Here is a 21,205-nt window from a genome sequence, read left to right on the forward strand (position 1 = left end):
CATCTTAATCCTCCCTATGGGTTTTCCATGGGGAGCTTTTTTTTACCATAATTTCTTATAACTTGCAACTCGGGTTATTATAATGCTATTTATGATATAATTTCCTATCTTAATATACTTGGAGGTCCTGACCATGAGTATCCTTCAGAAGGTTGAGGAAATATACCTTCCGAGGAAAGAATACCCGGTTTTTAAGGTGGGTGACACAGTAAAGGTTCACTACAAAATAGTGGAAGGTGAAAAGGAAAGAACTCAGCCCTTTGAGGGTGTGGTGATAAGGATAAGGGGTAGTGGTATTGGCAAGACTTTTACCGTGAGAAAAGAGTCTTACGGTGTTGGCATTGAGAGGACTTTCCCATACTACAGCCCCAACATTGAAAAGATTGAGCTGGTCAAATACGGAAAGGTTAGAAGGTCAAGGCTCTACTTCCTGCGTAAATACAGGGGTAAAGAGGCGGTTGGTAAGATAAGGGAGATAAAGCCCTGGGAGCTCAAAAAGAAGGCATGACATATCACGAAAGGCCCTACTGGGAAAGGGGCCTGCTGGTGGCCGGCGTAGATGAAGCTGGGAGAGGACCCCTTGCCGGACCTCTCGTAGCCTGTGCAGTGATACTTCCACCCTTTAGCGAGCCCCTTGTAGACAGGGACTCAAAGGCTATGAATCCTGGGGAAAGGGAGGAAGCTTATGAACTCATTAAATCAAAGGCCCTCGCCATAGGCACTGCGGTGGTGGATTCCACTCTCATAGACAGGATGGGAATTCTCAGGGCAAATCAGCTTGCCTTTAAAAGAGCTCTGGCAGACCTGAAACACAAATTTCATGTAGTCATAAGCGACTACCTGCCAGTGGAGGGCTATGAGTGTATAGCCCTGGTAAAGGGTGATGAGAAAAGCCTGAGCTGTGCCTGTGCCAGCGTTGTGGCAAAGGTTCTCAGAGACAGGATAATGGAGCACTATCATAAGCTTTTCCCCCAGTATAACTTTGCAAAACACAAGGGGTATGCCACAAAGGAGCATATAAAGGCTATAAGTGTATACAGGGAAAGTCCTATACACAGAAGGAGCTTCTCTCCCATAAGGCAGATGAGTCTCTTTGAAGATTGATGCATGTTCCCGTTCTTCTTGAGGAGTCTACAGACTTTCTTCTTGGCAACGGTGGAAGGCTATATGTGGACTGCACCCTGGGTCTCGGGGGGCATGCGAGGAGGATACTGGAGAAAAATCCACAGGCTTTTCTCATAGGTATAGACAGAGACCCTCATGCCCTTGAGCTTGCAGAGGAGAACCTGAGGGGTTTTGAAGGCAGGTTCAGCCTTTATCACGCCAACTTTTCAGACCTTGATGAGGTCTTGAGGATGGAGGGGCTCTCACAGGTGGACGGTTTCCTCTTTGACCTTGGTGTTTCCATGTTCCAGCTTAAAAGCCCCAGGGGATTTTCCTTTCAGAGAGATGAGCCTCTGGATATGAGGATGAACCCAGAGGACAGGCTTACTGCTCACTATGTGGTGAACCTTTATCCAGAGAAAGAGCTGGAGAGAATTTTTAGAGAATACGGAGAAGAGCCATACGCAAGAAGAGTTGCAAGGGCAATAGTTCTCGCAAGGTCAAAAAAGCCTATAGAAACCACTGGCGAGCTTGTAAAGGTGGTGACCTCGGTCCTGCCCTATAGAGGCGGGAGGATACATCCAGCCACAAGGGTCTTTCAGGCTATAAGGATGGAGGTAAATCAGGAGCTTAAAAGTCTTGAGACTGCCCTTTATAAAACTCTTGAATTTCTGAGGTCTGGTGGAAGGCTCGTGGTCATATCCTTCCATTCCCTTGAAGACAGGCTTGTAAAGAACTTTATAAAAGACCACCTTAAACCCTTGACAAAAAAACCGATAAGGCCTACTATGGAAGAGGTAAGGATAAACCCGGCGAGCAGAAGTGCAAAACTGAGAGCGGGGGAAAAGCCATGAAATATTTTCTCGCAGCCTCACTTCTCCTTTTGCTAAACTTTCTCTATTCCGCTTACAGCATAGATGTGGCAAGGGATTATGCCAGAAAGGTTTCTGAGTTGAAAAGAGAAAAGGAAAAGAGCCTTACGATTAAGGCAGAGATAGAAAAGTATGTGAATTACAGAACTGTAAAGAGCTATGCAGAATCTGCAGGCTTCAGCCCCGTTGACTGGAACAGGGTAAAGGTTGTCAGGTCTTCTGTTCAGGAATAATTCTGTAAAACCTTTTCTTGCCAGCCTGAAGCTTTAGCTCTCTGGATACCTCAATCTCCTGGTTTGGGTCTTCTATCTTCTGTCCGTCAAGCTTTAACCCACCACCTTCTATAAGCCTTCTTGCAGAGTTCTTTGAAGGCTCAATACCCAGCTCAAAGAGAAGTTCATAAGCCTTCTGGCGGTAGCCCGCAGGAACCTTTATAAGGGGTGCATCTTCTGGAAACTCCCTATGGGAGAAGGTCTTCTCAAAGAACTCAAGAGCCCTGTCTGCGGACTCCTCTGAGTGATAGCGGGAAACTATGTAGTAGGCAAGCTTTTTCTTGGCTTCCATGGGATGCAGGCTCTTTTTAAGCTCCTCTACCTGTTCCTGTGTGTAATCTGTAAGGAGAAGGTAGTAATCCCACATGAGCTGGTCGGAGATGGACATGAGCTTTCCAAATATCTGCTCAGGCTCTTCTGTTATGCCCACATAGTTGCGGTAAGACTTGGACATCTTTCTCACACCATCCAGTCCCACAAGGAGGGGAAGCGTGATACACACCTGAGGCTCCTGACCGTAGGCTCTCTGAAGGTCTCTGCCCACAAGCAGGTTGAACTTCTGGTCTGTCCCACCCAGCTCCACATCCGCTTTTAAAAAGACAGAATCGTAGCCCTGCAGCAGGGGATAGAGGAATTCATGAATGTATATGGGATTTCCCTCCCTGAACCTTTTTGAAAAGTCATCCCTTTCTAACATCCTTGCCACAGTATACTGACCTGCAAGCCTTATTATGCCCTCTGTTCCGAGGTTTGAGAGCCACGAGCTGTTGAAGACTATGCTGGTTTTTTCTGGTATGAGCACCTTAAAGACCTGATGCTCGTAGGTTTTTGCGTTTTCAAGCACCTCTTCCCTGCTCAGGGGTGGCCTTGTCTCGCTTCTGCCCGTGGGGTCTCCTATCATGGCGGTGAAATCCCCAATGACAAAATAGACCTCGTGCCCGAGCTGCTGAAACTGACGCATCTTCTGAAGAAGAACCGTGTGCCCAAGATGCAGGTCAGGTGCTGTGGGGTCAAAGCCTGCCTTCACGCGGAGTGGTCTGCCCTCTCTGAGTTTCTTAAGGAGTTCTTCTTCCTCAATTATCTCAACGGTTCCCTGCTTTATGAGCCTGAGCTGTTCTTCTGGGCTGAGCATGATGGGATTAAAATTATAACCTATGAGAACAGAGCTTTTACTTGGTGGAGAATGGGTTTCAAAAGAGGAGAAGATGCCGGTAGTCTATCCCTACACAGGTGAGACTGTGGCAGAGGTCTCAAGGGCTATGGAGGAAGATGTGCACAGGGCTGTAGAACTGGCAAAGGAGGGACACAGAAGACTCTCCTCCCTGACACCTTACGAGAGGTATGAAATACTTATGAGGGCAAGCCAGCTTCTGAGGGAAAGGTCTGAGGAGTTTGCAAGAACTCTGGTGCTTGAGGTGGGAAAAACCATAAGGGAGGCAAGGACGGAGGTCCAGCGTGCCATCCAGACCCTTATCTTCTCTGCAGAGGAGGCAAAAAGGGTAGGTGGTGAAGTAATTCCCATGGACGCACATCCCAACGGGAGGGGCAAAGTGGGTTTCTACATACGCCAGCCTGTGGGCGTAATCTGTGCCATAACGCCCTTCAACTTTCCCCTGAACCTTTCCATGCACAAGGTGGCACCAGCCCTTGCCTGTGGCAATGCGGTAATTCTCAAGCCCTCAGAAAGAACACCCCTCACGCCCCTCATGCTGGGAGAAGTTCTTCTTGAGGCAGGACTGCCACCACAGGCTCTTTCCATACTGCCCGGTTATGGCGATGTGGGAAGGGCTATGACTACCCATCCTGATGTGAGGGTTGTTTCCTTTACTGGAAGCAGAAAGGTAGGGGAGATAATAACAAGACAGGCAGGTATAAAGAAGGTGGTTCTTGAGCTGGGTTCTAACTCAGCCATAGTGCTTCATAAAGACGGAGACTTGAAAAAGGCTGTGCATAAAACAGTCCTTGGCGGCTACGCCATAGCGGGTCAGGTATGTATCTCTGTGCAGAGGGTTTTTGTTCATGAGGAGCTCTTTGACCATTTTCTTGAGGAGCTTCAGCATGCGGTAGAAAAGCTTAAAGTGGGAGACCCCATGCAGGAAGACACGGATGTGGGTCCCATGATAGGCCTCTCTGAAGTTCAGAGGGTGCAGGAGTGGATAGATGAGGCCCTTCAGGAGGGTGCAAGGCTTGTGACGGGTGGTGTATCCTGTGGAGACAGGGCTTTGACAGTTCTCTCCCCTACAATAGTCTCCCTTGTGCCGGCTCATGTGAAGCTTTTCAGGGAGGAAGCCTTTGCCCCAGTGGTGGTGGTAAATCCCTACAGGGAGGTGGAAGAAGCCATACGGATGGTCAACGACTCAGAATACGGTCTTCAGGTGGGTGTTTTTACGAGAGATATAGGAGTAGCATGGGAGTTCATAAGAAAAATCAATGCAGGAGGCGTGCTCATAAACGAAGGTCCCAACTTCAGGGCAGACCACATGCCCTATGGGGGAGTGAAGTATTCAGGCATAGGAAGAGAAGGACCGCGCTTTGCGGTGGAGGATTATACGGAGATAAAGATGGTGGTCTTTGATTTGAGCTAAAATATTCCCCATGAGTGTAAGGCATCAGGTAAGGGCATACGTGGAAAGGCTCTTTGAAGGTCTGAAAGATAGGGCTGTGGGTGAGCATACCGTATACTGCATATACTCACCCGTGTATGTGCAGAGAGAGGACCTGCCGGTCAATCAGATAGATGTGGAAGAATTTGAGTTTGTGGATATAAGAGTTAACATGAAAGACCCTGAAAGCGTAAAAAAGCTCCTTGACAGAGTCACCAGGGAAGCCCTTGAGAATGAGGTCAAAGGCTTCTATCTTCTCGCCATGGTGCTTGACATAGACGGGGAATACTTCTTTTCCTCTGAGAACCCCATAGTGGAGGAGCTGAGAGAGGAGTTAAAGGAAAGGATTGAAAGGCTCAAGGAAGAATGATAAGCCTTGTTCTTCTCTCTGCAGGGGAAGGAAGGCGTTTTGGCAGAAAAAAGCAGTTTGAAAGACTTCTCGGGAAGCCCCTTTTCATGCATTCCCTTGAGAGGCTTCTTGGCAGGTTTGATGAAACACTTCTTGTTCTGCCTTCTGAGGATATGGGCATAAGCGTCCCTGAGGGTGTAAGGAAGGTTCCCGGTGGAAGGGAGAGGCAGGATTCGGTCTTTAATGCGGTTCTTGAGGCTCAGGGGGAGGTGGTGGTCATACATGACTGTGCAAGACCCTTTGCAAGCCTTGAGCTTTTTTTGAAGGTTTCCCAACTGGGGGAATTTGAAGGTAAGGTGCCGGCAGTGCCCATAAGAGATACTGTAAAAAGAGTGGTTCATGGTATGGTGGTGGAGACTGTAGACAGGTCAAACCTGTGGCTTTCTCAGACTCCTCAGGCTTTTAGAAGAAGGGTTCTTCTTGACTGCCATTTCAGGGCAAGGGGAGAGGGCTTTTCTGTAACTGATGATGCCCAGCTTTTGGAAAGGTATGGCTACAGGGTGGGAGTTGTTCAGGGAGAAGTAACCAACGTAAAGGTCACCTATCCTGAGGATATGCTTCTTGCGGAGGCTATTGGGAGGCTTTTAGGATACGGTTGATTTCCTCAAGGGCATCTCTATCAACCCTCAGCCTTTCTCCATCCATCTCTTCAACCGCTGCGCACAGGACAAGAGAGTTCAACACAAAGAGGCTATCGCAACTTTTTAGGGCTGAAAGCTCCAGATACTCCTCTCTTACCTCCAGTCGCCTGCTCAGAAATTCAAGTGTAGTTCCCCAGAGAAGTCCACACTCCCTCGCAGGCGTGTATAACCTTGAGCCTTTTAAAAAAAGAAGGTTTGCGGTTGACGTTTCACATGTATGACCTCTCTCGTTCAATACAACACCATCCCAGTAACCTCTCCTTTTAGCCTCTCTTTTAACAAGAAGGTTAAAAAGGTAAGAGGTTGTCTTGTGTCTGCACACTGGGTCGGAAGAGTGTCTTCTGTAGGAAGAAAGACACAGTCTTACTTTGAGGGGTGCAGGCTTCAGACTTTTTGCAATTATAAGCGTGCCATGAGAGGATGGTCTGTCTGTCAGGAAGTCTCCGCCTTTTGAAATTAGCAAATACTTCAGATAAAGCCCATCCCTGCTCCCTGCCACCTGCAGAAGGTCTCTGATGAATTCCTCATAGGTGGGGCAGGGTATGCCAAGGTAGCCTGCAGAGGAGGAGAGCCTCTCATAGTGCAGCCTAAGTTTTTCTTCTGAAGGCCTCCATCTTATGGTTTCAAAAAGACCTTCGCCAAAGAGTAGGGTGCGGTTGGTCATTCTCTTATATTCAGGATAAGTTCCCAGTTCATAAACTCCGCCACATGGCGGAGCTCTCCAGAGCACTTGCCCACTGTGAGAGGTGTGCTTTTTGTGTGGCTTATGGAATAAGCCACCCGGTCTCTGAAGTCTGCAACTTGTTTTTCGTCCGCCATACAGAAGGTCTTTGCAGCATAGGACAGGAAATCAAGAGTCCGCCTGTTATCTCTGTAATCCCTTCTTGGCACTATCCACGCACTCATAAAGTGCACCCTGTGGTTATACTGCACTCTAAGGGTGACGTTTCTGTGGGCGTAGACCGCCTCCTCTACTGACTTTTTCTTCTTGAAGCGAAGTCCGTGCCTCTGAAGCAGATTTTCAAATTCAAGAAGCTGTCTATCCAGGTTTTCACCAAGGGCAAAGGCAAATATCAGAAGTATAGAAAACCAGAAGAACATGCTTGTATCAATTATAAAGGGTCCCGCTAGGGACCCAGTGTTTTTTTATTTTGCAGAAGGTTTTGGAGTTCTGTCTGTGGATGTTGGCAGAACTGGCAACTCAAGGGCATGCTTGGGTATCTGACCAGTAAGGGACTTTAAAAAGGCTACTATCTGGCGAGTCTCTTCATCGGTCAGTTTTCTTCCCAGCTGGGTTTCGGACATGATTTTCACTGCATCCTCAAGCCTCCATACACTTCCATCGTGGAAGTAAGGGTAAGTTTTTTCTATGTTCCTGAGGGAAGGCGACTTGAACACGAACATATCCTCTTCCTTATGGGTTACAGCAAACCTTCCGAGGTCAACGGGTATGGTAGGCTTATCAAGGGTCACGTATGGTGTGGTTGCTTTCCAGTAATCCACAAACTGGCCAAACTTAAAAAAGGCGTTTCCGCCCAGTGCCGGTCCCGAATGACAGGCAACGCATCCCACCTCCATGAAAAGTTTTAATCCCTTCTTTTCCTCTGCAGTGAGAGCTTTTGTGTTGCCCTTCAAAAACTCATCAAATCTTGAGGGTGTTACCAGCGTTCTTTCAAAGGCACCTATTGCCTTACCTATGTTTTCATACCTGAGGGGCTCCTTTTCGTTGGGGAAGGCCTTTTTGAACATCTCCACATATTCAGGTATGGACCTGAGTCTTTCCATTACTTCCTTTTCCGAAGGCATTGCCATCTCTATAGGGTTGAGTATGGGACCGAGAGCCTGCTCTTCCACATCCTTTGCCCTTCCGTCCCAGAACTGTGCAATGTGAAGGGCAGCGTTGTACACCGTGGGCGCATTCCTCGGACCTATTGCCCAACCATGTCCCACGGATGTGGGGAGATTATCTACACCATAGGTTGCCAGATTATGGCAGGTATTGCAGCTTATGAGACCGCTTTTTGAAAGTCTCGGGTCATGGTAGAGCATCTTACCAAGTTCCACCTTTTCTTTGGTTATAGGGTTTTGAGGATTGTCTACAACTGCGGGCAATGGCTGGAAGAACTGTCTTGCCTGCTCCAGAAGTTTGGAATCCTCGTCCTGCGGCTGTGGAACCTGAGCCTTCCCTTTGCTCTGGGCATAGACACCTGCGCCTGCAACAATACCCGCCATTACAGCGCTCAGAAGCAGCTTCTTCATTGCACCACCTCCTTATAAAATTCTTTTATCATGTAAAAAATGACTAAGGTCATTATTATAGATTATATCTCTAATGAGAAAACTTTGCAAGGGGTATTCGGGTTCAGTGGGATATGAACATCATAAAAGCAGACTTCTCAGCCTTACCGCATCTTCAAGAGTTAACTGCCCCGGTGCCACTGCAGCACCCACAAAGGCATAACTTATGACAGAGCCGAACACAAAACCTGCAGCCCTTGAAACTTTACCGTATTCACCCATGGCTATAAGGATTTTGTCTCCTTCCTCTTCCTTGCCAAGACAGAGAAGTCTTGCTGTATCGTCATAGGAGTTGGCTCTGACGGAGACTTTCACAATATCTGCACCCCACCTTCTTGCCTCTCTGAAAATTTCTTTCAGTATCCAGTTGGCAGGTGTGAGCTCAAAGTTGTGGTAGGAGATTATGAGTTTTTTACCTGCGGACTTTACCGTGTCTCTGACCTGAGATATCACTTCCTGAGAGGAAAGCTCTATGTCTGTGTAGTCGCTGTAAGGTGAGCATGCTTTGAATATATCAAGCCTGTTTTCAACTCTTGAGCCTCCTTCTCTTTCACTTCTGACTGTAAGTATGCTTTTAAGACCACCCCTATGAACCTTATTTATACAATCCAGCACAAACTGAGGGTCTTTCTTTTCAAAAAGGTCTACCCTCAGCTCCACTATGTCCGCACCTTTTTCTCTGCAAAGTTTCAGATTTTCTTCAAAGCCCCTGTCGGAGAGAGGGACAGCTATGAGCATCATTTCTTTCTTACTCTTCTTCCCAGCACCTTCAGAGGCAGACCAAAGACCTTTGTGAAGTTTGCACCGGCTCTGTGGTCAAAGGCGTCCTTTTCTGAGTAGGTGGCGAGGTCTTCCACATAGAGGCTGTTGGGTGAGCTTCTGCCCACAACGCGAAGGCTACCCTTGTAAAGCTTCAGCCTTACTCTGCCCGTTGCATACCTTGCGATTCTTTCTGTAAAGGCATCCAGTGCTTCCCTGAGGGGTGAAAACCAGAGCCCTTCGTATACTACCTTTGCATATTCGTGAGGCACGTGATTTAAAAAGTAATGGAAGGTAAAACGGTCAAGCACAAGGGAAAGAAGGTCTCTGTAAGCTTCGTAGAGAACTAACGCACCGGGAGCTTCGTAAACCTCTCTGCTTTTTATACCAACAAGCCTGTTTTCCACCATGTCTATGCGACCAACTCCGTGCCCCCCGGCGATTGCGTTAAGCCTGATTATCAGCTCACTTAGCCTTTCAAATCTCTCTCCATTTAGCCCGATGGGCACACCATTTTCAAAATCTATCTCCACATACTTCGGGTCCTGGGGAGCCTTTTCTGGAGATATGGTCCATTCAAAGGCATCCTCTGGAGGTTCTGTCCACGGGTCTTCCAGGGGTCCGCATTCTATGGAAATACCCCAGAGATTCTTGTCTATGGAGTAGGGTTTTTCCTTTGTAGCCTTTACCGGTATGTTGTGTTTGAGGGCATATTCTACCTCCTCTTCCCTTGAACGGAACTCCCATTCTCTAACCGGTGCAAGCACCTCAAGGTCCGGGTTCAGAGCCCAACTGGAGGCTTCAAACCTTACCTGGTCGTTCCCCTTACCAGTGGAGCCATGTGCCACATAGTCTGCCCCAAACTTTTCTGCATATTCCACCAGCTTTTTTGCTATTAGTGGTCTTGAAAGGCTTGCGGTAAGAGGATACTTTCCTTCGTAGAGGGCAAGTGCTCTGAGTGTTGGAAGACAGTATTCTCTTGCAAACTCTTCCTTGAGGTCTTCTACTATAGCTTCAACCGCCCCAGAGGCTTTTGCCTTGTGAGGTATTTCGGAAAGTTCCTCTCCCTGACCCACATCTGCAGTGTAAGTTATTACCTCGTAGCCTCTGTCCGTGAGCCAGCGAACTATTACAGAAGTGTCAAGTCCACCAGAGTAGGCGAGAATTACTCTTTTAGCCATATGCTTATTATAACATCTGGAAGACCTTATCAAAGTTGATATCTATCTCACACTTGCCAAATCTGAACCCTCTGTCAGACTTTTCTCCATACCTGCCTTCCATAAGCTCAAAAACCTTCACAGTTTTTTCATCGGGATAGACAAGCACAAAATACTTCACACCTCCCCTTTCATAGAGTTCAAACTTTAGCCCTTCGTCCATCTGCCTACTGGAAGGTGAAACTATTTCAACAACCATTTCTGGAGCTCTTTCCACTCTCTCAGGAATTTTCCCGCACAACAACATAAGGTCTGGTCTTATTGCTGTGTCATAAGATACATACCAGTCAAGCTCCACAGCAACAAAGCACTCTGAGCATTCCTTATCAAGCAGATTACCGAGCAGTTGCACAAGCCTTGAGAGTAGAACCTGATTAATCGGTCTTGGCGAAGCCATGGCGTAGGGGATGCCCTCAACAAGCTCCCAGTCTCCCTGCCAGCTTTTCCAGTCTTCTACTGTATATCTCACTGGATACTTTTCAGCCAGACCCATGCTTTAAATATAGGCATGGGGCTCCATATATGATACAGAGCATAAAGAAAAATTACCCACAAGGTATAAATTTTTAAAAAACCAAAGGAGGGCTCATCATGGGAACAAAGGAACTTCACTATAGAGCCTACAGACCAAGACCCTTCACAAAGGAAGAAAGGCCAAGAACCACCATACTCTTTGGTGGGCTTACATGGAAGCATGAAAGGCTCATTCAGGGTTCTCTTGAAAGGATGGGCTACAGGAGCATGCCCCTTCCCCAGATAGAGAGACAGGACCTGGACATAGGTAAGGAGTTTATAGATGTGGGTGCCTGCTGCCCAACAACCTTTACCGCGGGTAATCTGGCAAGGACGCTCATGACACTGAAGGAGAAGGAGGGCGAGGAGGCTTTAAAGAACAACTACCTTTTTGTGACCATTGGAGCCTGCGGACCCTGCAGATTTGGCCAGTATCATGAATCCTACGAGAGAGTTCTTGAAGGCATGAATCTTAAAGATTTCAGGCTTTTCCTCCTTGACCTCCTCCAGATGGAGCAGTCAGCACCCGGTGGTGGTCTTGAGATAAGCATGCCACTTACTTTCGGGCTTGTCTATTCCATGTTCTACGGAGACCTTATAACTGACATGGAGCACGCAACGAGGCCCTATGAGGTGGTTGAGGGGTCTACTGATGCCGTTGTGAAAGACAGTGTGGAACTGCTGTATGAGAAACTCAGGAACAGACCAATAAAGGGGAAGAAAATCGACTCTCTCCTGTGGCATGTCTTTACAGGGTATTTCGTGGATGCCCTGAAAGAAGTGAGAAGGCTATGGGATGAGGTTGAAGTGGACAGGCTGAGAGTAAAGCCAAGGGTGAAGATAACAGGTGAATTCTGGCTGCAGACCCACGAAGGGGATGGCAACTATAACATGAAAAGATGGCTTGAAAAGGAAGGGGCGGAGGTCATACCTCCACCTGTGGCAGTATGGATGGACTATCTGATAAACATGGAACTTTTCAAACTGGAAGACGCAAAGGGCTTTGTGAAAAAGTATTATCTTAAAAAGTTTGCAGTAGAAAGCATAGCAAGGCTTTACAGAATGGTCTACAACAAGCTCAGAAAAGCCCTGAACAACATACCGAACCCCATGCCAGACCAGAGAAAGCTCAAAGACCTTGCAAGGCCTTACTTCCACTACAGACTCACAGGTGGTGAGGGTCACATGCTTATCGGCAAAGCCCTTTATGCTTACAAAAATAAACAGGCGCACATGATATGTGAGCTTTCCCCTTACGGATGTCTTCCCAACACCATGTCTGTTGGCGCAATGGCAAAGGTGCTCGGAGATTATCCGGACCTTCTTTATGCACCCATTGAAGTAAAGGGTGATGCAGAGGTGCATGCCTACTCAAGGTGTCAGATGATACTCACCGAGGCAAAGAGAAGGGCAAAGGAGGAATTTGAACAGGTGCTGGAAAAGACTGGTCTGACAGTAGAGGAAATAAGGAATTTTGAGGAAGACCATCCGGAGCTAAGGAAAGCAACCTACAGAGTGCCCCACTACGGCTATGCAGGCACTGCCAGCAACTACGCGATGCATGTGGCAAAGCTGATGGGAAAGATATAGTTCTAAGGAGGTAAGGCATGCTTTTGCTTGGAATAGATGTGGGTAGCACCACTTGCAAGTATGTGCTGACTGACAAAGAAGGCAACATACTTGACAGAGCCTATGAGAGGCACAACACAAAGCAGGCTGAAAAGGTTCTTGAGTTCCTGCTCAGACTTGAGGGGAGTTTTGGTTTAAAACCCGGGAGGGACAGGGTCTATATTACCGGTTCAGGTGGTGGCTTTTTAGGAGAGCTCATGGGTGCCCGCTTTGTGCAGGAGGTGGTTGCGGTTGCCACCGCGGTGGAAAGGCTCCATCCTGATGTGAGGTTTGTAAGCGAGATAGGTGGGGAGGATATGAAGACCATATTCATAAAGGAACAGGAGGGAAAGAAGAACAGACAGGTTTACATGCAGAATGTGTGTGCGGGTGGAACGGGAACTTTTGTAGAAAAGTCTGCCAGAAAGCTGGGCATTCAGCCTGAAGTCCTATCACAGATGGGCTACGAGGGTTATACCCTTCACAGGATAAGCTCCAAGTGCGGCATATTTGCGGAGGCGGATGTGAACTCTCTCGTCAAGGCAGGCGTTCCCACAGAAGAGATAATAGCCTCCCTTTTTGAAGCAGTTGTTTACCAGAATCTTTCCCAGCTTACCAAGGGGAACACACCTCTTCCAAAGGTTCTTCTGCTGGGAGGTCCAAACCTATTTTTCAGAGGTCTTCAGGAGGCATGGAGGGTGCATCTTCAAAAGCTGTGGAAGGAAAGAGGTGTGGGAGACTTCAGCAGGGAGGAGATGGAAGAGCTTGTTTTTGTGCCCGAAAATTCCCTCTATTATGCTGCTCTGGGATGTATTTTTACAGCTCTTGAGGAGGAAGGAGAAGTTTATAGAGGCAAGGAAAAACTTCTCTGGTGGGTAGAAGAGGGCCAGTATGAACAAAAGCTCAAGGAGGGCAAAGGAGGGCTTGCCTCCTCTGCAGAGGAGCTTCTCGAGTTCAAGAAAAAATATTCCTATGTGGTGGAGAACAAGATTGTGCCAAAGCGGGTGGAGGAAGTCATAATAGGCTGTGACTTTGGCTCTACCACTGCAAAGGCGGTCTGTATCACACCTGAGAAGGAGATAGTCTTTTCCTGCTATAGCCTGAGTAAAGGAAACCCCATAGAGGATGCAAAGGAGATATTCAGACAGATAAAGGAATATCTTGGTAGTGGCAGGGTGCTTGCCCTTGGACTTACGGGATACGGTAAAGACCTTTTAAAGGATGTGCTGGGTGCGGATGTGGCAGTGGTGGAGACGGTTGCACATGCCACTGCAGGGCTTCACTTCTTCCCAGATGCAGACTGCATATGCGATGTGGGTGGGGTTGATGTGAAAATCATGCTCCTGCGTAATGGTTCTGTTGTGGATTTCAGGCTCAACTCCCAGTGCTCTTCTGGAAACGGTGCCTTCCTGCAGGGCGTGGCGGAGAGGTTCAGCATTCCCCTTTCAGAGATAGCGGACAGGGCCTTTTCTGCAAAGGCCATGCCTGGCTTTACCATGGGATGCGGTGTATTCCTTCAGAGCGATATAGTAAATCAGCAGAGGAAGGGTTGGAAGGCGGAGGAAATTCTGGCAGGACTCTGTTATGTGCTTCCCCTGAACGTGTGGGTCTACGCGGGCAACATAAACAATCTGGCGCATGTTGGTAGAAAGTTTATCCTTCAGGGCGGCACACACAGAAACCTTGCAGTGGTAAAATCCCAGATAGACTTTATAAAGTCAAAGGTGCCAGAAGCGGAAGTCTATGTGCATCCCTACTCCGGTGAGGCGGGAGCCATAGGCGCAGCCCTTGTTGCCCTTGAATATTACCAGAAACATGGAAATACCTCCTTCAGAGGCTTTGACAAGGTAGAAAAACTCACATACAGGGCAAGCACATCAAAGGAGACAGTTTGCAACTGGTGTCCTGTTAACTGCCAGAGGAGCTTTATAGATGTCTACATCGGTGAGGGTGAGGGAAGACCATGGAGCAAAGTGCCACTTCAGCCCGGCTGGGTAAGGCTCATAGTCAACAACGCTTGCCCCAAAGGGCTAGTGGAGGACGAAAGAGAGCTCAAAGTAGTAAAGGAAAAAATGGAGAGGGTAAAAAATGAGTTTCCTAACATCGCTGACCTTGTTAAGAAGGAGGCCTTCAGGGTTCCGAGAGGACAGAAAGTCCATTAAGGTGGGTATTCCCAGATTTCTCAATGTCTGGGGAACCCATCAGTTCTGGGTGGGCTTTTTCAACGCCTTAGGTGTGGGTAAGATAGTTTTCAGCTCTGAAACCTCAGAGGAACAATACAGGGAATACGGCAAGGGCAGGATAACCATGGACTCCTGCTACCCGGTGAAAGCTCTGGCTGGACATATGGGCGAGCTTCTTCACAGGGACATAAACCTTCTCTTTGTCCCCATGATTTACTCTCTGCCTTCCTTTCTAAAGGGCCATGTGGTTGATACTCTATCCTGCACGCGCGTTATGATGAGCGTGGAGAACCTCAAGGCTGGTTTTCTGAGGGAAAAGGATGAGTTTTCCCAGAGAGGTATAAAGTTTGTCTCACCCTTTGTTCCCTTTGCGGAGCCTGAAATTCTTCCCAAGTATCTCTGGGAATCCCTCAAAGAATATATACCAGGGCTGTCCCTCGAAGAGACGGCAAAGGCTGTGAAAGAGGGTTTTAAAGCTCTCGATACCTTTGAGGGAAAAATGAGGGAGAAGAGCCTTGAGATAATGAAATGGTGCGTGAAAAACAAAAGGCCTGCTCTTCTTGTGCTTGCCAGACCATATCACATGGACCCTGGAATAGGGCATGAAATAGACGGAGAGTTCCAGCCCTACGGATATCCAGTGCTTTGGTACAACTACCTCCCCCTCCATGACTGGCTTCTTGACTGGCTTTTTGGAGACGAGATAAGGGCAGGCATTATAAAAAGCCCCTTTGACATCTCTGACGTATGGACATCCTCATACAGCTCCAACACCAACGAGATAATATGGGGTGCCAAGTTTGCCGCCAGGTTTCCCTGGATTACCGGGGTTATAAGACTCTCAAGCTACGAGTGCGGTATGGACCAGCCCACTTTCACACCCGTTCAGAAAATAGTGGAAAGTTCTGGAACCCTCTTTTTCAAGTTTGGTGAGCTGGACGAGACCAAACCAGCAGGTAGCGTAAAGATAAGGGTGGAGACAATAGTTTACTATCTGGAGAAGTATTCTCAGGAGATAGTAAGGAAAAAGCTTATCAGGCTTAAGCCTGTCCCCTCAGAACTTCTGACCTAAAATAAATATAGGATGCCCTCTCTTTTAACCAGCACCTACTTTGAATTTGCCTTCATCCTTCTTCTGGCTGTCGTCCTGGGTATTCATGGTCTGATACTTCGCCAGCCACTTATCATTACCTACATTGTCCTCGGTATTCTTCTCGGTCCTTCTGGTCTTGGACTTGTCAGGGCGCAGGATACGGTGGACATACTGGCTCAGGTGGGCGTGGCTGTGCTTCTTTTTCTCGTGGGGCTTGAGCTGAACCCACAGTATGTAAAAAGGCTCGGAGGTGTGGCAGTAGCTACGGGCTTAGGGCAGATAGTATTTACAAGCGTTTTAGGGTTTTTTATTATACTCCTTCTTGGTAAAGACTGGGTAACATCACTTTACCTTGCCATAGCCCTTACCTTTTCTTCTACCGTCATAATCGTCAAGCTACTTTCTGACAAAAAAGAAGTAGATACTCTTCACGGCAGAATAGCCATAGGCTTCCTTATAGTTCAGGACATAGCAGTCATAATAGCTCTTGTTGTTATGAGTGCCTTTGGCACTGGCTCGGGAGATGAGAGTATAACAGGCATATTGCTTATGGTAATTCTAAAGCTTTCTGGTCTTGCCCTTTTTGTGTATGTTTTCATGAAATACATAGCAGATAGACTTCTCAGACTCATGGCGGGCTCGCTGGAGCTACTGCTTCTTTTTGCCATCGCATGGTCTGTGAGCCTTGCAGCAGTTGGAGAGTATTTAGAACTTTCCAAGGAACTGGGAGCTTTTCTTGCGGGTTTTTCCCTGTCTGCAACCCACTTCAGGGATGCAATAAGTGCAAGACTTACCCCCATAAGGGATTTTCTACTCCTCTTCTTCTTCATAGACCTTGGCACCAAGTTTGACCTTTCTGTTATACGCGCAGACTGGCACATAGCTCTTATCCTTTCCCTCTTTGTCCTCCTAGGAAACCCCCTTATAGTTATGGTCATCATGGGGCTTATGGGATACAGAAAAAAGACGGGCTTTCTGGCAGGGCTCACGGTTGCACAGTTAAGCGTGTTTTCTATAATCTTTGTAGCCATGGGTATGTCTCTCGGGCACGTGGGCATGGATGCCCTCAGTATAACCACCATGGTGGGACTAATCACCATTGCCCTCTCCACATACATGATACTCTATTCTCAAAGGCTCTATAGGTGGCTTGAGCCCTTTCTTCATGTTTTTGAGAAGAGAACACCTCATGGGGAGCTCAGGTTTGAAAAGCTATTTTCTGAGGAGAGACCTGTGGATGTTATCATATTTGGTCTTGGAAGACTGGGGGCGGAGCTTCTGGAACACTGCAGAAACATGGGCATAAAGCGCTATTGGTCTGGACTATAATCCATCAAGGGTAGCAGAGCTCAGAGAAAAGGGGCTTCCTGCCTACTTTGGGTCTGCAGAGGATAGAGAGGCGGTGGCAGAACTTCCTATCCACAGAGCGGCTCTGGTAGTCATAACTGTGCCTTCCTTGGAAGACATAAAAGCTCTTGTCAGTATTCTCCGGGAGATAGGATACGATGCCAAGATAATGGCAGTGGCTCGTTCACAGAAGGATGCTGTGGAGCTAGAAAGGCTTGGCATATACCGTGTTATAAATCCTTATTATTTTGCCTTTGAGGAAATAGTAAAAGAGTTTGTAAGCCATGCTGGTGCTAAAGGGTAAACTGCCCTCTGCAAAGGATGCACGCATTTACATGTCTATAGAAAGAACATATCTGGGATACATGAGGCTTGCCCTTTATACACTCTCCTTTGGCGTTGTGCTCAGAAAACTGGAAACGATTGCGCTTTTCACGCAGAAAATACACGTTTCCGTGCTACTTGATTGGGTAGCTATAGTATCAGCAGTTGCGGGTGTGCTCCTTATAGTTGCAGGTATGCTGAGCTTCTACTTCGACATAGAATACATAGAAGGAGGTATTTCTGTGCATCCAAAAGAGGTTACGGACCCGAGAATCTACATGGCGGCTGAGAGGACCTTTCTTGCATGGGTAAGAACAGCCATAGCTCTTATCGTCTTTGGCTTCGTTATAGAAAAGTTTGAGTTCTTTCTGCTTCAGCTTGAAAAGGTATTCAATATCCACCTTGCACAGGAGCATCACAGTCTGGTGGGCATAGGTGTTTTCGTTATTGTTGTAGGTCTGCTAACCCTTATACTGGGAACTCTAAACTTCTACAGAACCATAAGGCAGGTTGACAGGGGCTTTTACAGAACTCACACATGGCTTTACAAAGCCTATGGACTGGTTATATTTATAGCCTGTCTTGTGCTCACCTTCTATGTGCTGAGGATAATATAGGTTAAAATTTAAAGCCATGAGAAGCTACCATGTTGTTGTTGTTGGTGCAGGCGGAGCCGGGCTTCGCACTGCCATAGAGTGTGCAAGAGACCCCTCCATAAGGGTTGCTGTAGTCTCCAAGGTCTACCCCACGCGCTCCCATACGGGCGCAGCACAGGGAGGGCTGAACGCAGCTCTTGGCAATGCAATCCCTCAGGACAGTCCGGAAGCCCACGCCTTTGACACTATAAAGGGCTCAGACTTCCTCGCAGACCAGGATGCTGTCTACTTTATGTGCAGAAATGCCCCGGATGTGGTCTACGAGCTTGACCGCTGGGGTGTTCCCTTTTCAAGGATGGAGGATGGCAGGATTGCCCAGAGACCCTTCGGTGGAGCTTCCTTTCCCAGAACTGTATACTCTGCAGACAGAACTGGGCATGTGCTTCTGCATACCCTCTTTGAACAGGCTCTTGCAAGGGAGAACATAGACTTCTTTAATGAGTTTTTCCTTCTTGACCTTATCCACAACGGGCAGAGGGTAAAGGGTGTTTCCCTTTATGATATAAAGAACGGAGAGGTGGTGAACTTAAGAGCCAAGGCTGTGGTCCTTGCCACAGGAGGCTTTGCACGCATATACTGGCAGAGGAGCACCAACGCCATAGGCAACACGGGAGATGGTGTGGCGGTTGCCCTGCTCAACGGTATGCCGCTAAAGGACATAGAGTTTATCCAGTTCCACCCCACAGGTCTTGCAAAAACTGGCATACTTCTTTCAGAGGCCTGTAGAGGAGAGGGTGGATATCTCATAAACAAACTGGGTGAACGCTTTATGGCAAGGTATGCTCCGGAAAAGATGGAGCTTGCTCCAAGGGATATGGTCTCGAGGGCGATTGAGTATGAGATAAAGGAGGGAAGAGGTTTTGGAGAAGGCACCTCTGCCTATGTGCTCCTTGACCTGAGGCACCTCGGAGAGGAAAAGATTAAGGAGAGGCTTCCTCAGGTGCGTCAGCTTGCCATAGACTTTGAGGGTGTGGACCCAGTTTACGACCCTGTGCCCATAAGACCTACCGCCCACTACTGCATGGGTGGAATTCACGTGGAGAACTACATGACCTCTTCTACACCCCTTGAGGGGCTATATGCAGTGGGTGAATGCGCCTGTGTGTCAGTGCACGGTGCCAACAGGCTGGGCGGCAATTCCCTTATAGAGCTTCTTGTCTTTGGCAAGTTCTGCGGAATATCCGCAAGAGAGTACGCAAGGCAGGTAGATTTCCCTGAACTATCGCCCGGTGAAGAGTCAAAGGGCAGGGAGTTCATAGAAAACCTTATGAAAAGGGAGGGCTATGAGAGGCTTGCGGATGTGAGAAAAAGGATGGGTGAGGTTACCTGGGGGAAGATGGGTATATTCAGGGATGAGAAGTCTCTGACCTCTGCCTACGAGGAGCTTTCCGAGCTTCTTGAACGCTGGGAAAGGATTCCAGTGGTTGATAAAAGCAAAGTTTTCAACACAAATCTTATAGAACTCCTTGAACTCAGAAACATGCTTCACCTCGGGAGGGCAGTTGCCTATTGTGCCCTTCAAAGAAGAGAGTCACGGGGCGGGCACTACAGAGAGGACTATCCTGAAAGGGACGATGAGAACTTTCTAAAGCACACCCTTGTGTGGCAGGAGGGCGATGAGCTGAAGATAGACTACATGGAAGTAAAAATAACCCACCACCAGCCAGCGGAGAGGAAGTATTGATGGACTTACAGACTGCAGTGGTGGCTCTGCCAGCACTTATGATGGCGGTTATACTCCATGAATACGCTCATGGTTGGGTTGCCTACAGGATGGGGGACCCAACCGCCAAGGAGTTTGGCAGGCTTACCCTTAACCCCATACCTCATATAGACCTTCTTGGCACCATAATCCTCCCCGGCATGCTCATGCTCATAGGCTCGCCCATACTCTTCGGCTGGGCAAAGCCAGTTCCCATAAACCCCCTCAGGTTCAGAGACCTGAGAGTGGGAACCTTCTTTGTCTCCATAGCGGGCATTGTGATGAACATCTGGCTGGCTCTTGTCTTTGCCCTTCTCTACAGGTTGATAAGGGATGGTTATCTAAACTTTATGGGTGATGCGGTTCTTATTCCCCTTGCCCTTTTCTCCGCTCATGCGGTCCTCATAAACCTTGTGCTTGCCTTTTTTAACGCCATACCCATACCACCTCTTGATGGGAGCAGGGCAGTTATGAGCTTTTTCTCCGTAAGATACTGGGAGCTCTTTTACAGGTTTGAAATGTATGGCTTTCTTATAATAACTCTTCTTCTCTTCACGGGCGTGCTGGGAAGGGTCATATTTCCTCCCATTCTTTTCCTCTGGAACTATCTTTTAGGTAGAATATGAGGTCATGGGTTTACTACATAGAGCTTACTGGATACTACCGGGAAGGGAGCAGGGAAAGTGTATCTGCGGTCTATGTGGTGGCTCTGCCAGAAGATAAACCCCTGAACCCGGTTGATATGGAATGCTACGCTTCTGAGTATGCACCTGCAAAGCTGGCAATAGAGCATGGTATGGCTTATGCTGTGGGCTTTGATGAAAGAATAGAAAACCTTCAGACCTACGACCTCATGGGCTACCGGGAGGATATGGAGCTTTACATCTTTAGAGAAGGTCTGAGCTTTCAGGAGGGTCTTGAAAGGGTCTACAGGCTGTTATACGAAAACCTGAAGAAGGATGGGCTTGTAGGTGTGGAGCCCATCGTAGACGTGGGAAGCCCCCCAAGAGAGCTCATGGTAGAGTGTCTGAAGAGAGCTATCTCAGCTTAGCCCCTTCTCAAAGTCTTCGGGTTTTATGTTCTCAAGCCATTCTTTGAGTTTTTCCTTTTCCTCTTCCTCCTCAGGCTTTGGCACTTTGGATTTTTCCAGCACTTCCTCCTCCACAAACAATGGAGCATCAAACCTGAGGGCAAGGTTTATGGCGTCGCTTGGCCTTGAGTCTATAACTATTAGGTTGTTACCCTGTATGAGATGAAGCTCTGCGTAGTATGTGCTGTCTTTCAGGTCGTTTATTACCACCTTTTCCAGCCTTGCTCCCATGTTCTCAATTATATTCTTGGTAAGCTCGTAAGTCATTGGCCTTGGAGGTTCCACATTCTGAAGCTGACGCACTATGCTGTCCGCCTCAAATATACCAATCCATATGGGAAGCAAAACCTCCTCGTTATCTTTTGCCTTCAGCACCACTATGGGCATCTGAGATACAGGGTCAAGGGTAACTCCATGCACCACCATCTCAATCATGGCAGACCTCCATTTATAAATTTATTCTTCACGCCTCTCTACAGCAACCTCAGTTAGTTCAGTTTTCCACATCCAC

24 protein-coding genes are annotated in these 21,205 nt (G+C 47.8%); 16 read left to right on the plus strand and 8 right to left on the minus strand.

From position 1 onward, the window contains the following. Positions 1 to 133: 133 nt before the first annotated feature. From rplS to ACKRDP_RS07750, 4 genes are read left to right on the plus strand one after another with little or no spacing between them, the layout of a single operon-like run. Entirely contained in the window at positions 134 to 508 is a 375-nt protein-coding gene (gene rplS / locus ACKRDP_RS07735; RefSeq protein ID WP_409154187.1) for a 50S ribosomal protein L19, read from the plus strand. After that, positions 505 to 1,104: a ribonuclease HII gene (gene rnhB / locus ACKRDP_RS07740; protein WP_409154188.1), complete on the plus strand. Its 600-nt coding sequence runs from the start codon at positions 505 to 507 to the stop codon at positions 1,102 to 1,104. The genes rplS and rnhB overlap by 4 nt, the downstream gene beginning before the upstream one ends. After that, positions 1,104 to 1,958 carry a 16S rRNA (cytosine(1402)-N(4))-methyltransferase RsmH gene (gene rsmH, locus ACKRDP_RS07745; RefSeq protein WP_409154189.1) on the plus strand — a complete coding sequence of 285 codons (855 nt, stop codon included), beginning with the start codon at positions 1,104 to 1,106 and terminating at the stop codon, positions 1,956 to 1,958. Before rnhB ends, rsmH begins: the two co-directional genes overlap by 1 nt. Next, on the plus strand, positions 1,955 to 2,209 hold the full coding sequence (locus ACKRDP_RS07750; RefSeq protein ID WP_409154190.1) for a hypothetical protein: 255 nt from the start codon (positions 1,955 to 1,957) through the stop codon (positions 2,207 to 2,209). The genes rsmH and ACKRDP_RS07750 overlap by 4 nt, the downstream gene beginning before the upstream one ends. Here ACKRDP_RS07750 and tyrS read toward each other — a convergent pair. Continuing rightward, the gene (gene tyrS, locus ACKRDP_RS07755; RefSeq protein ID WP_409154191.1) at positions 2,187 to 3,380 is read right to left on the minus strand and encodes a tyrosine--tRNA ligase; all 1,194 of its coding nucleotides are present in this window, start codon (positions 3,378 to 3,380) and stop codon (positions 2,187 to 2,189) included. The two genes, ACKRDP_RS07750 and tyrS, sit on opposite strands and share 23 nt — an antisense overlap. A gap of 22 nt (positions 3,381 to 3,402) precedes the next feature. On the opposite strand from tyrS, the gene ACKRDP_RS07760 reads away from it, so the two are divergent. Genes ACKRDP_RS07760 through ispD form a run of 3 tightly spaced genes read left to right on the plus strand, consistent with a single transcriptional unit; the run spans position 3,403 to position 5,859 of the window. Continuing rightward, on the plus strand, positions 3,403 to 4,833 hold the full coding sequence (locus tag ACKRDP_RS07760; RefSeq protein WP_409154192.1) for an aldehyde dehydrogenase family protein: 1,431 nt from the start codon (positions 3,403 to 3,405) through the stop codon (positions 4,831 to 4,833). Between the two features lie 10 nt (positions 4,834 to 4,843). Next, a complete protein-coding gene (locus ACKRDP_RS07765; protein WP_409154193.1) occupies positions 4,844 to 5,221 on the plus strand; it encodes a hypothetical protein in 378 nt (125 codons plus the stop codon). Then, positions 5,218 to 5,859: a 2-C-methyl-D-erythritol 4-phosphate cytidylyltransferase gene (gene ispD, locus ACKRDP_RS07770; RefSeq protein ID WP_409154194.1), complete on the plus strand. Its 642-nt coding sequence runs from the start codon at positions 5,218 to 5,220 to the stop codon at positions 5,857 to 5,859. The genes ACKRDP_RS07765 and ispD overlap by 4 nt, the downstream gene beginning before the upstream one ends. Here the strand turns inward: ispD and ACKRDP_RS07775 are convergent. The 6 genes from ACKRDP_RS07775 to ACKRDP_RS07800 all read right to left on the minus strand — a co-directional run bounded on the left by ACKRDP_RS07775 (position 5,831) and on the right by ACKRDP_RS07800 (position 10,671). Next, positions 5,831 to 6,565 (minus strand): aminotransferase class IV, encoded by a 735-nt coding sequence (locus ACKRDP_RS07775; protein WP_409154195.1) that lies wholly within the window; start codon positions 6,563 to 6,565, stop codon positions 5,831 to 5,833. The two genes, ispD and ACKRDP_RS07775, sit on opposite strands and share 29 nt — an antisense overlap. After that, positions 6,562 to 7,002: a hypothetical protein gene (locus ACKRDP_RS07780; RefSeq protein ID WP_409154196.1), complete on the minus strand. Its 441-nt coding sequence runs from the start codon at positions 7,000 to 7,002 to the stop codon at positions 6,562 to 6,564. Before ACKRDP_RS07780 ends, ACKRDP_RS07775 begins: the two co-directional genes overlap by 4 nt. 45 nt (positions 7,003 to 7,047) lie before the next feature. Continuing rightward, positions 7,048 to 8,160: a cytochrome-c peroxidase gene (locus tag ACKRDP_RS07785; RefSeq protein ID WP_409154197.1), complete on the minus strand. Its 1,113-nt coding sequence runs from the start codon at positions 8,158 to 8,160 to the stop codon at positions 7,048 to 7,050. Positions 8,161 to 8,280: 120 nt separating this feature from the next. Further along, entirely contained in the window at positions 8,281 to 8,937 is a 657-nt protein-coding gene (gene aroD, locus ACKRDP_RS07790; protein WP_409154264.1) for a type I 3-dehydroquinate dehydratase, read from the minus strand. Then, positions 8,937 to 10,139: an argininosuccinate synthase gene (locus ACKRDP_RS07795; RefSeq protein WP_409154198.1), complete on the minus strand. Its 1,203-nt coding sequence runs from the start codon at positions 10,137 to 10,139 to the stop codon at positions 8,937 to 8,939. Before ACKRDP_RS07795 ends, aroD begins: the two co-directional genes overlap by 1 nt. Positions 10,140 to 10,146: 7 nt before the next feature. Next, complete coding sequence (locus ACKRDP_RS07800; protein WP_409154199.1) at positions 10,147 to 10,671, minus strand: Uma2 family endonuclease; 525 nt, start codon at positions 10,669 to 10,671, stop codon at positions 10,147 to 10,149. Positions 10,672 to 10,769: 98 nt separating this feature from the next. Between ACKRDP_RS07800 and ACKRDP_RS07805 the strand changes: the two genes are divergently transcribed. The 9 genes from ACKRDP_RS07805 to ACKRDP_RS07845 are packed head-to-tail and all read left to right on the plus strand — an operon-like array spanning position 10,770 to position 20,655. Beyond that, positions 10,770 to 12,281 carry a hypothetical protein gene (locus tag ACKRDP_RS07805; protein ID WP_409154200.1) on the plus strand — a complete coding sequence of 504 codons (1,512 nt, stop codon included), beginning with the start codon at positions 10,770 to 10,772 and terminating at the stop codon, positions 12,279 to 12,281. 17 nt (positions 12,282 to 12,298) lie between these two features. Then, complete coding sequence (locus ACKRDP_RS07810; RefSeq protein WP_409154201.1) at positions 12,299 to 14,461, plus strand: BadF/BadG/BcrA/BcrD ATPase family protein; 2,163 nt, start codon at positions 12,299 to 12,301, stop codon at positions 14,459 to 14,461. A 1-nt stretch (position 14,462) separates the two neighbouring features. Then, positions 14,463 to 15,554, plus strand: a complete 1,092-nt coding sequence (locus ACKRDP_RS07815; RefSeq protein ID WP_409154202.1) for an acyl-CoA dehydratase activase-related protein — start codon at positions 14,463 to 14,465, stop codon at positions 15,552 to 15,554. 12 nt (positions 15,555 to 15,566) lie between these two features. After that, positions 15,567 to 16,904: a cation:proton antiporter gene (locus ACKRDP_RS07820; RefSeq protein ID WP_409154203.1), complete on the plus strand. Its 1,338-nt coding sequence runs from the start codon at positions 15,567 to 15,569 to the stop codon at positions 16,902 to 16,904. Beyond that, the gene (locus tag ACKRDP_RS07825) at positions 16,894 to 17,226 is read left to right on the plus strand and encodes an NAD-binding protein (protein WP_409154265.1); all 333 of its coding nucleotides are present in this window, start codon (positions 16,894 to 16,896) and stop codon (positions 17,224 to 17,226) included. The genes ACKRDP_RS07820 and ACKRDP_RS07825 overlap by 11 nt, the downstream gene beginning before the upstream one ends. Next, on the plus strand, positions 17,207 to 17,863 hold the full coding sequence (locus ACKRDP_RS07830) for a DUF202 domain-containing protein (RefSeq protein ID WP_409154204.1): 657 nt from the start codon (positions 17,207 to 17,209) through the stop codon (positions 17,861 to 17,863). Before ACKRDP_RS07825 ends, ACKRDP_RS07830 begins: the two co-directional genes overlap by 20 nt. A 16-nt stretch (positions 17,864 to 17,879) precedes the next feature. Next, the gene (locus ACKRDP_RS07835) at positions 17,880 to 19,586 is read left to right on the plus strand and encodes an FAD-dependent oxidoreductase (protein WP_409154205.1); all 1,707 of its coding nucleotides are present in this window, start codon (positions 17,880 to 17,882) and stop codon (positions 19,584 to 19,586) included. Beyond that, positions 19,586 to 20,230, plus strand: coding sequence for a site-2 protease family protein (locus ACKRDP_RS07840; protein WP_409154206.1), 645 nt, complete (start codon positions 19,586 to 19,588; stop codon positions 20,228 to 20,230). Before ACKRDP_RS07835 ends, ACKRDP_RS07840 begins: the two co-directional genes overlap by 1 nt. Further along, positions 20,227 to 20,655, plus strand: coding sequence for a hypothetical protein (locus ACKRDP_RS07845; protein WP_409154207.1), 429 nt, complete (start codon positions 20,227 to 20,229; stop codon positions 20,653 to 20,655). The genes ACKRDP_RS07840 and ACKRDP_RS07845 overlap by 4 nt, the downstream gene beginning before the upstream one ends. Here ACKRDP_RS07845 and ACKRDP_RS07850 read toward each other — a convergent pair. Then, positions 20,647 to 21,129 carry a bifunctional nuclease family protein gene (locus ACKRDP_RS07850; protein ID WP_409154208.1) on the minus strand — a complete coding sequence of 161 codons (483 nt, stop codon included), beginning with the start codon at positions 21,127 to 21,129 and terminating at the stop codon, positions 20,647 to 20,649. The genes ACKRDP_RS07845 and ACKRDP_RS07850 overlap by 9 nt on opposite strands. Positions 21,130 to 21,205: the final 76 nt, after the last annotated feature.

This window comes from Pampinifervens navoyensis, assembly GCF_046159715.1.
Lineage (GTDB): Bacteria > Aquificota > Aquificia > Aquificales > Aquificaceae > Pampinifervens.

Excerpts from the sequence above, each read along its gene's own strand:
- ACKRDP_RS07820 (WP_409154203.1), top strand. The coding sequence starts at position 15,567 with ATGCCCTCTCTTTTAACCAGCACCTACTTTGAATTTGCCTTCATCCTT.
- ACKRDP_RS07850 (WP_409154208.1), bottom strand. The coding sequence starts at position 21,129 with ATGATTGAGATGGTGGTGCATGGAGTTACCCTTGACCCTGTATCTCAG.
- ACKRDP_RS07805 (WP_409154200.1), top strand. The coding sequence starts at position 10,770 with ATGGGAACAAAGGAACTTCACTATAGAGCCTACAGACCAAGACCCTTC.
- ACKRDP_RS07795 (WP_409154198.1), bottom strand. The coding sequence starts at position 10,139 with ATGGCTAAAAGAGTAATTCTCGCCTACTCTGGTGGACTTGACACTTCT.
- ACKRDP_RS07765 (WP_409154193.1), top strand. The coding sequence starts at position 4,844 with ATGAGTGTAAGGCATCAGGTAAGGGCATACGTGGAAAGGCTCTTTGAA.
- ACKRDP_RS07780 (WP_409154196.1), bottom strand. The coding sequence starts at position 7,002 with ATGTTCTTCTGGTTTTCTATACTTCTGATATTTGCCTTTGCCCTTGGT.
- rplS (WP_409154187.1), top strand. The coding sequence starts at position 134 with ATGAGTATCCTTCAGAAGGTTGAGGAAATATACCTTCCGAGGAAAGAA.
- ACKRDP_RS07840 (WP_409154206.1), top strand. The coding sequence starts at position 19,586 with ATGGACTTACAGACTGCAGTGGTGGCTCTGCCAGCACTTATGATGGCG.
- tyrS (WP_409154191.1), bottom strand. The coding sequence starts at position 3,380 with ATGCTCAGCCCAGAAGAACAGCTCAGGCTCATAAAGCAGGGAACCGTT.
- ACKRDP_RS07750 (WP_409154190.1), top strand. The coding sequence starts at position 1,955 with ATGAAATATTTTCTCGCAGCCTCACTTCTCCTTTTGCTAAACTTTCTC.
- rnhB (WP_409154188.1), top strand. The coding sequence starts at position 505 with ATGACATATCACGAAAGGCCCTACTGGGAAAGGGGCCTGCTGGTGGCC.
- aroD (WP_409154264.1), bottom strand. The coding sequence starts at position 8,937 with ATGCTCATAGCTGTCCCTCTCTCCGACAGGGGCTTTGAAGAAAATCTG.
- ACKRDP_RS07830 (WP_409154204.1), top strand. The coding sequence starts at position 17,207 with ATGCTGGTGCTAAAGGGTAAACTGCCCTCTGCAAAGGATGCACGCATT.
- ACKRDP_RS07760 (WP_409154192.1), top strand. The coding sequence starts at position 3,403 with ATGAGAACAGAGCTTTTACTTGGTGGAGAATGGGTTTCAAAAGAGGAG.
- ACKRDP_RS07800 (WP_409154199.1), bottom strand. The coding sequence starts at position 10,671 with ATGGGTCTGGCTGAAAAGTATCCAGTGAGATATACAGTAGAAGACTGG.
- ACKRDP_RS07775 (WP_409154195.1), bottom strand. The coding sequence starts at position 6,565 with ATGACCAACCGCACCCTACTCTTTGGCGAAGGTCTTTTTGAAACCATA.
- ACKRDP_RS07835 (WP_409154205.1), top strand. The coding sequence starts at position 17,880 with ATGAGAAGCTACCATGTTGTTGTTGTTGGTGCAGGCGGAGCCGGGCTT.
- ACKRDP_RS07810 (WP_409154201.1), top strand. The coding sequence starts at position 12,299 with ATGCTTTTGCTTGGAATAGATGTGGGTAGCACCACTTGCAAGTATGTG.
- ACKRDP_RS07785 (WP_409154197.1), bottom strand. The coding sequence starts at position 8,160 with ATGAAGAAGCTGCTTCTGAGCGCTGTAATGGCGGGTATTGTTGCAGGC.
- rsmH (WP_409154189.1), top strand. The coding sequence starts at position 1,104 with ATGCATGTTCCCGTTCTTCTTGAGGAGTCTACAGACTTTCTTCTTGGC.
- ACKRDP_RS07845 (WP_409154207.1), top strand. The coding sequence starts at position 20,227 with ATGAGGTCATGGGTTTACTACATAGAGCTTACTGGATACTACCGGGAA.
- ispD (WP_409154194.1), top strand. The coding sequence starts at position 5,218 with ATGATAAGCCTTGTTCTTCTCTCTGCAGGGGAAGGAAGGCGTTTTGGC.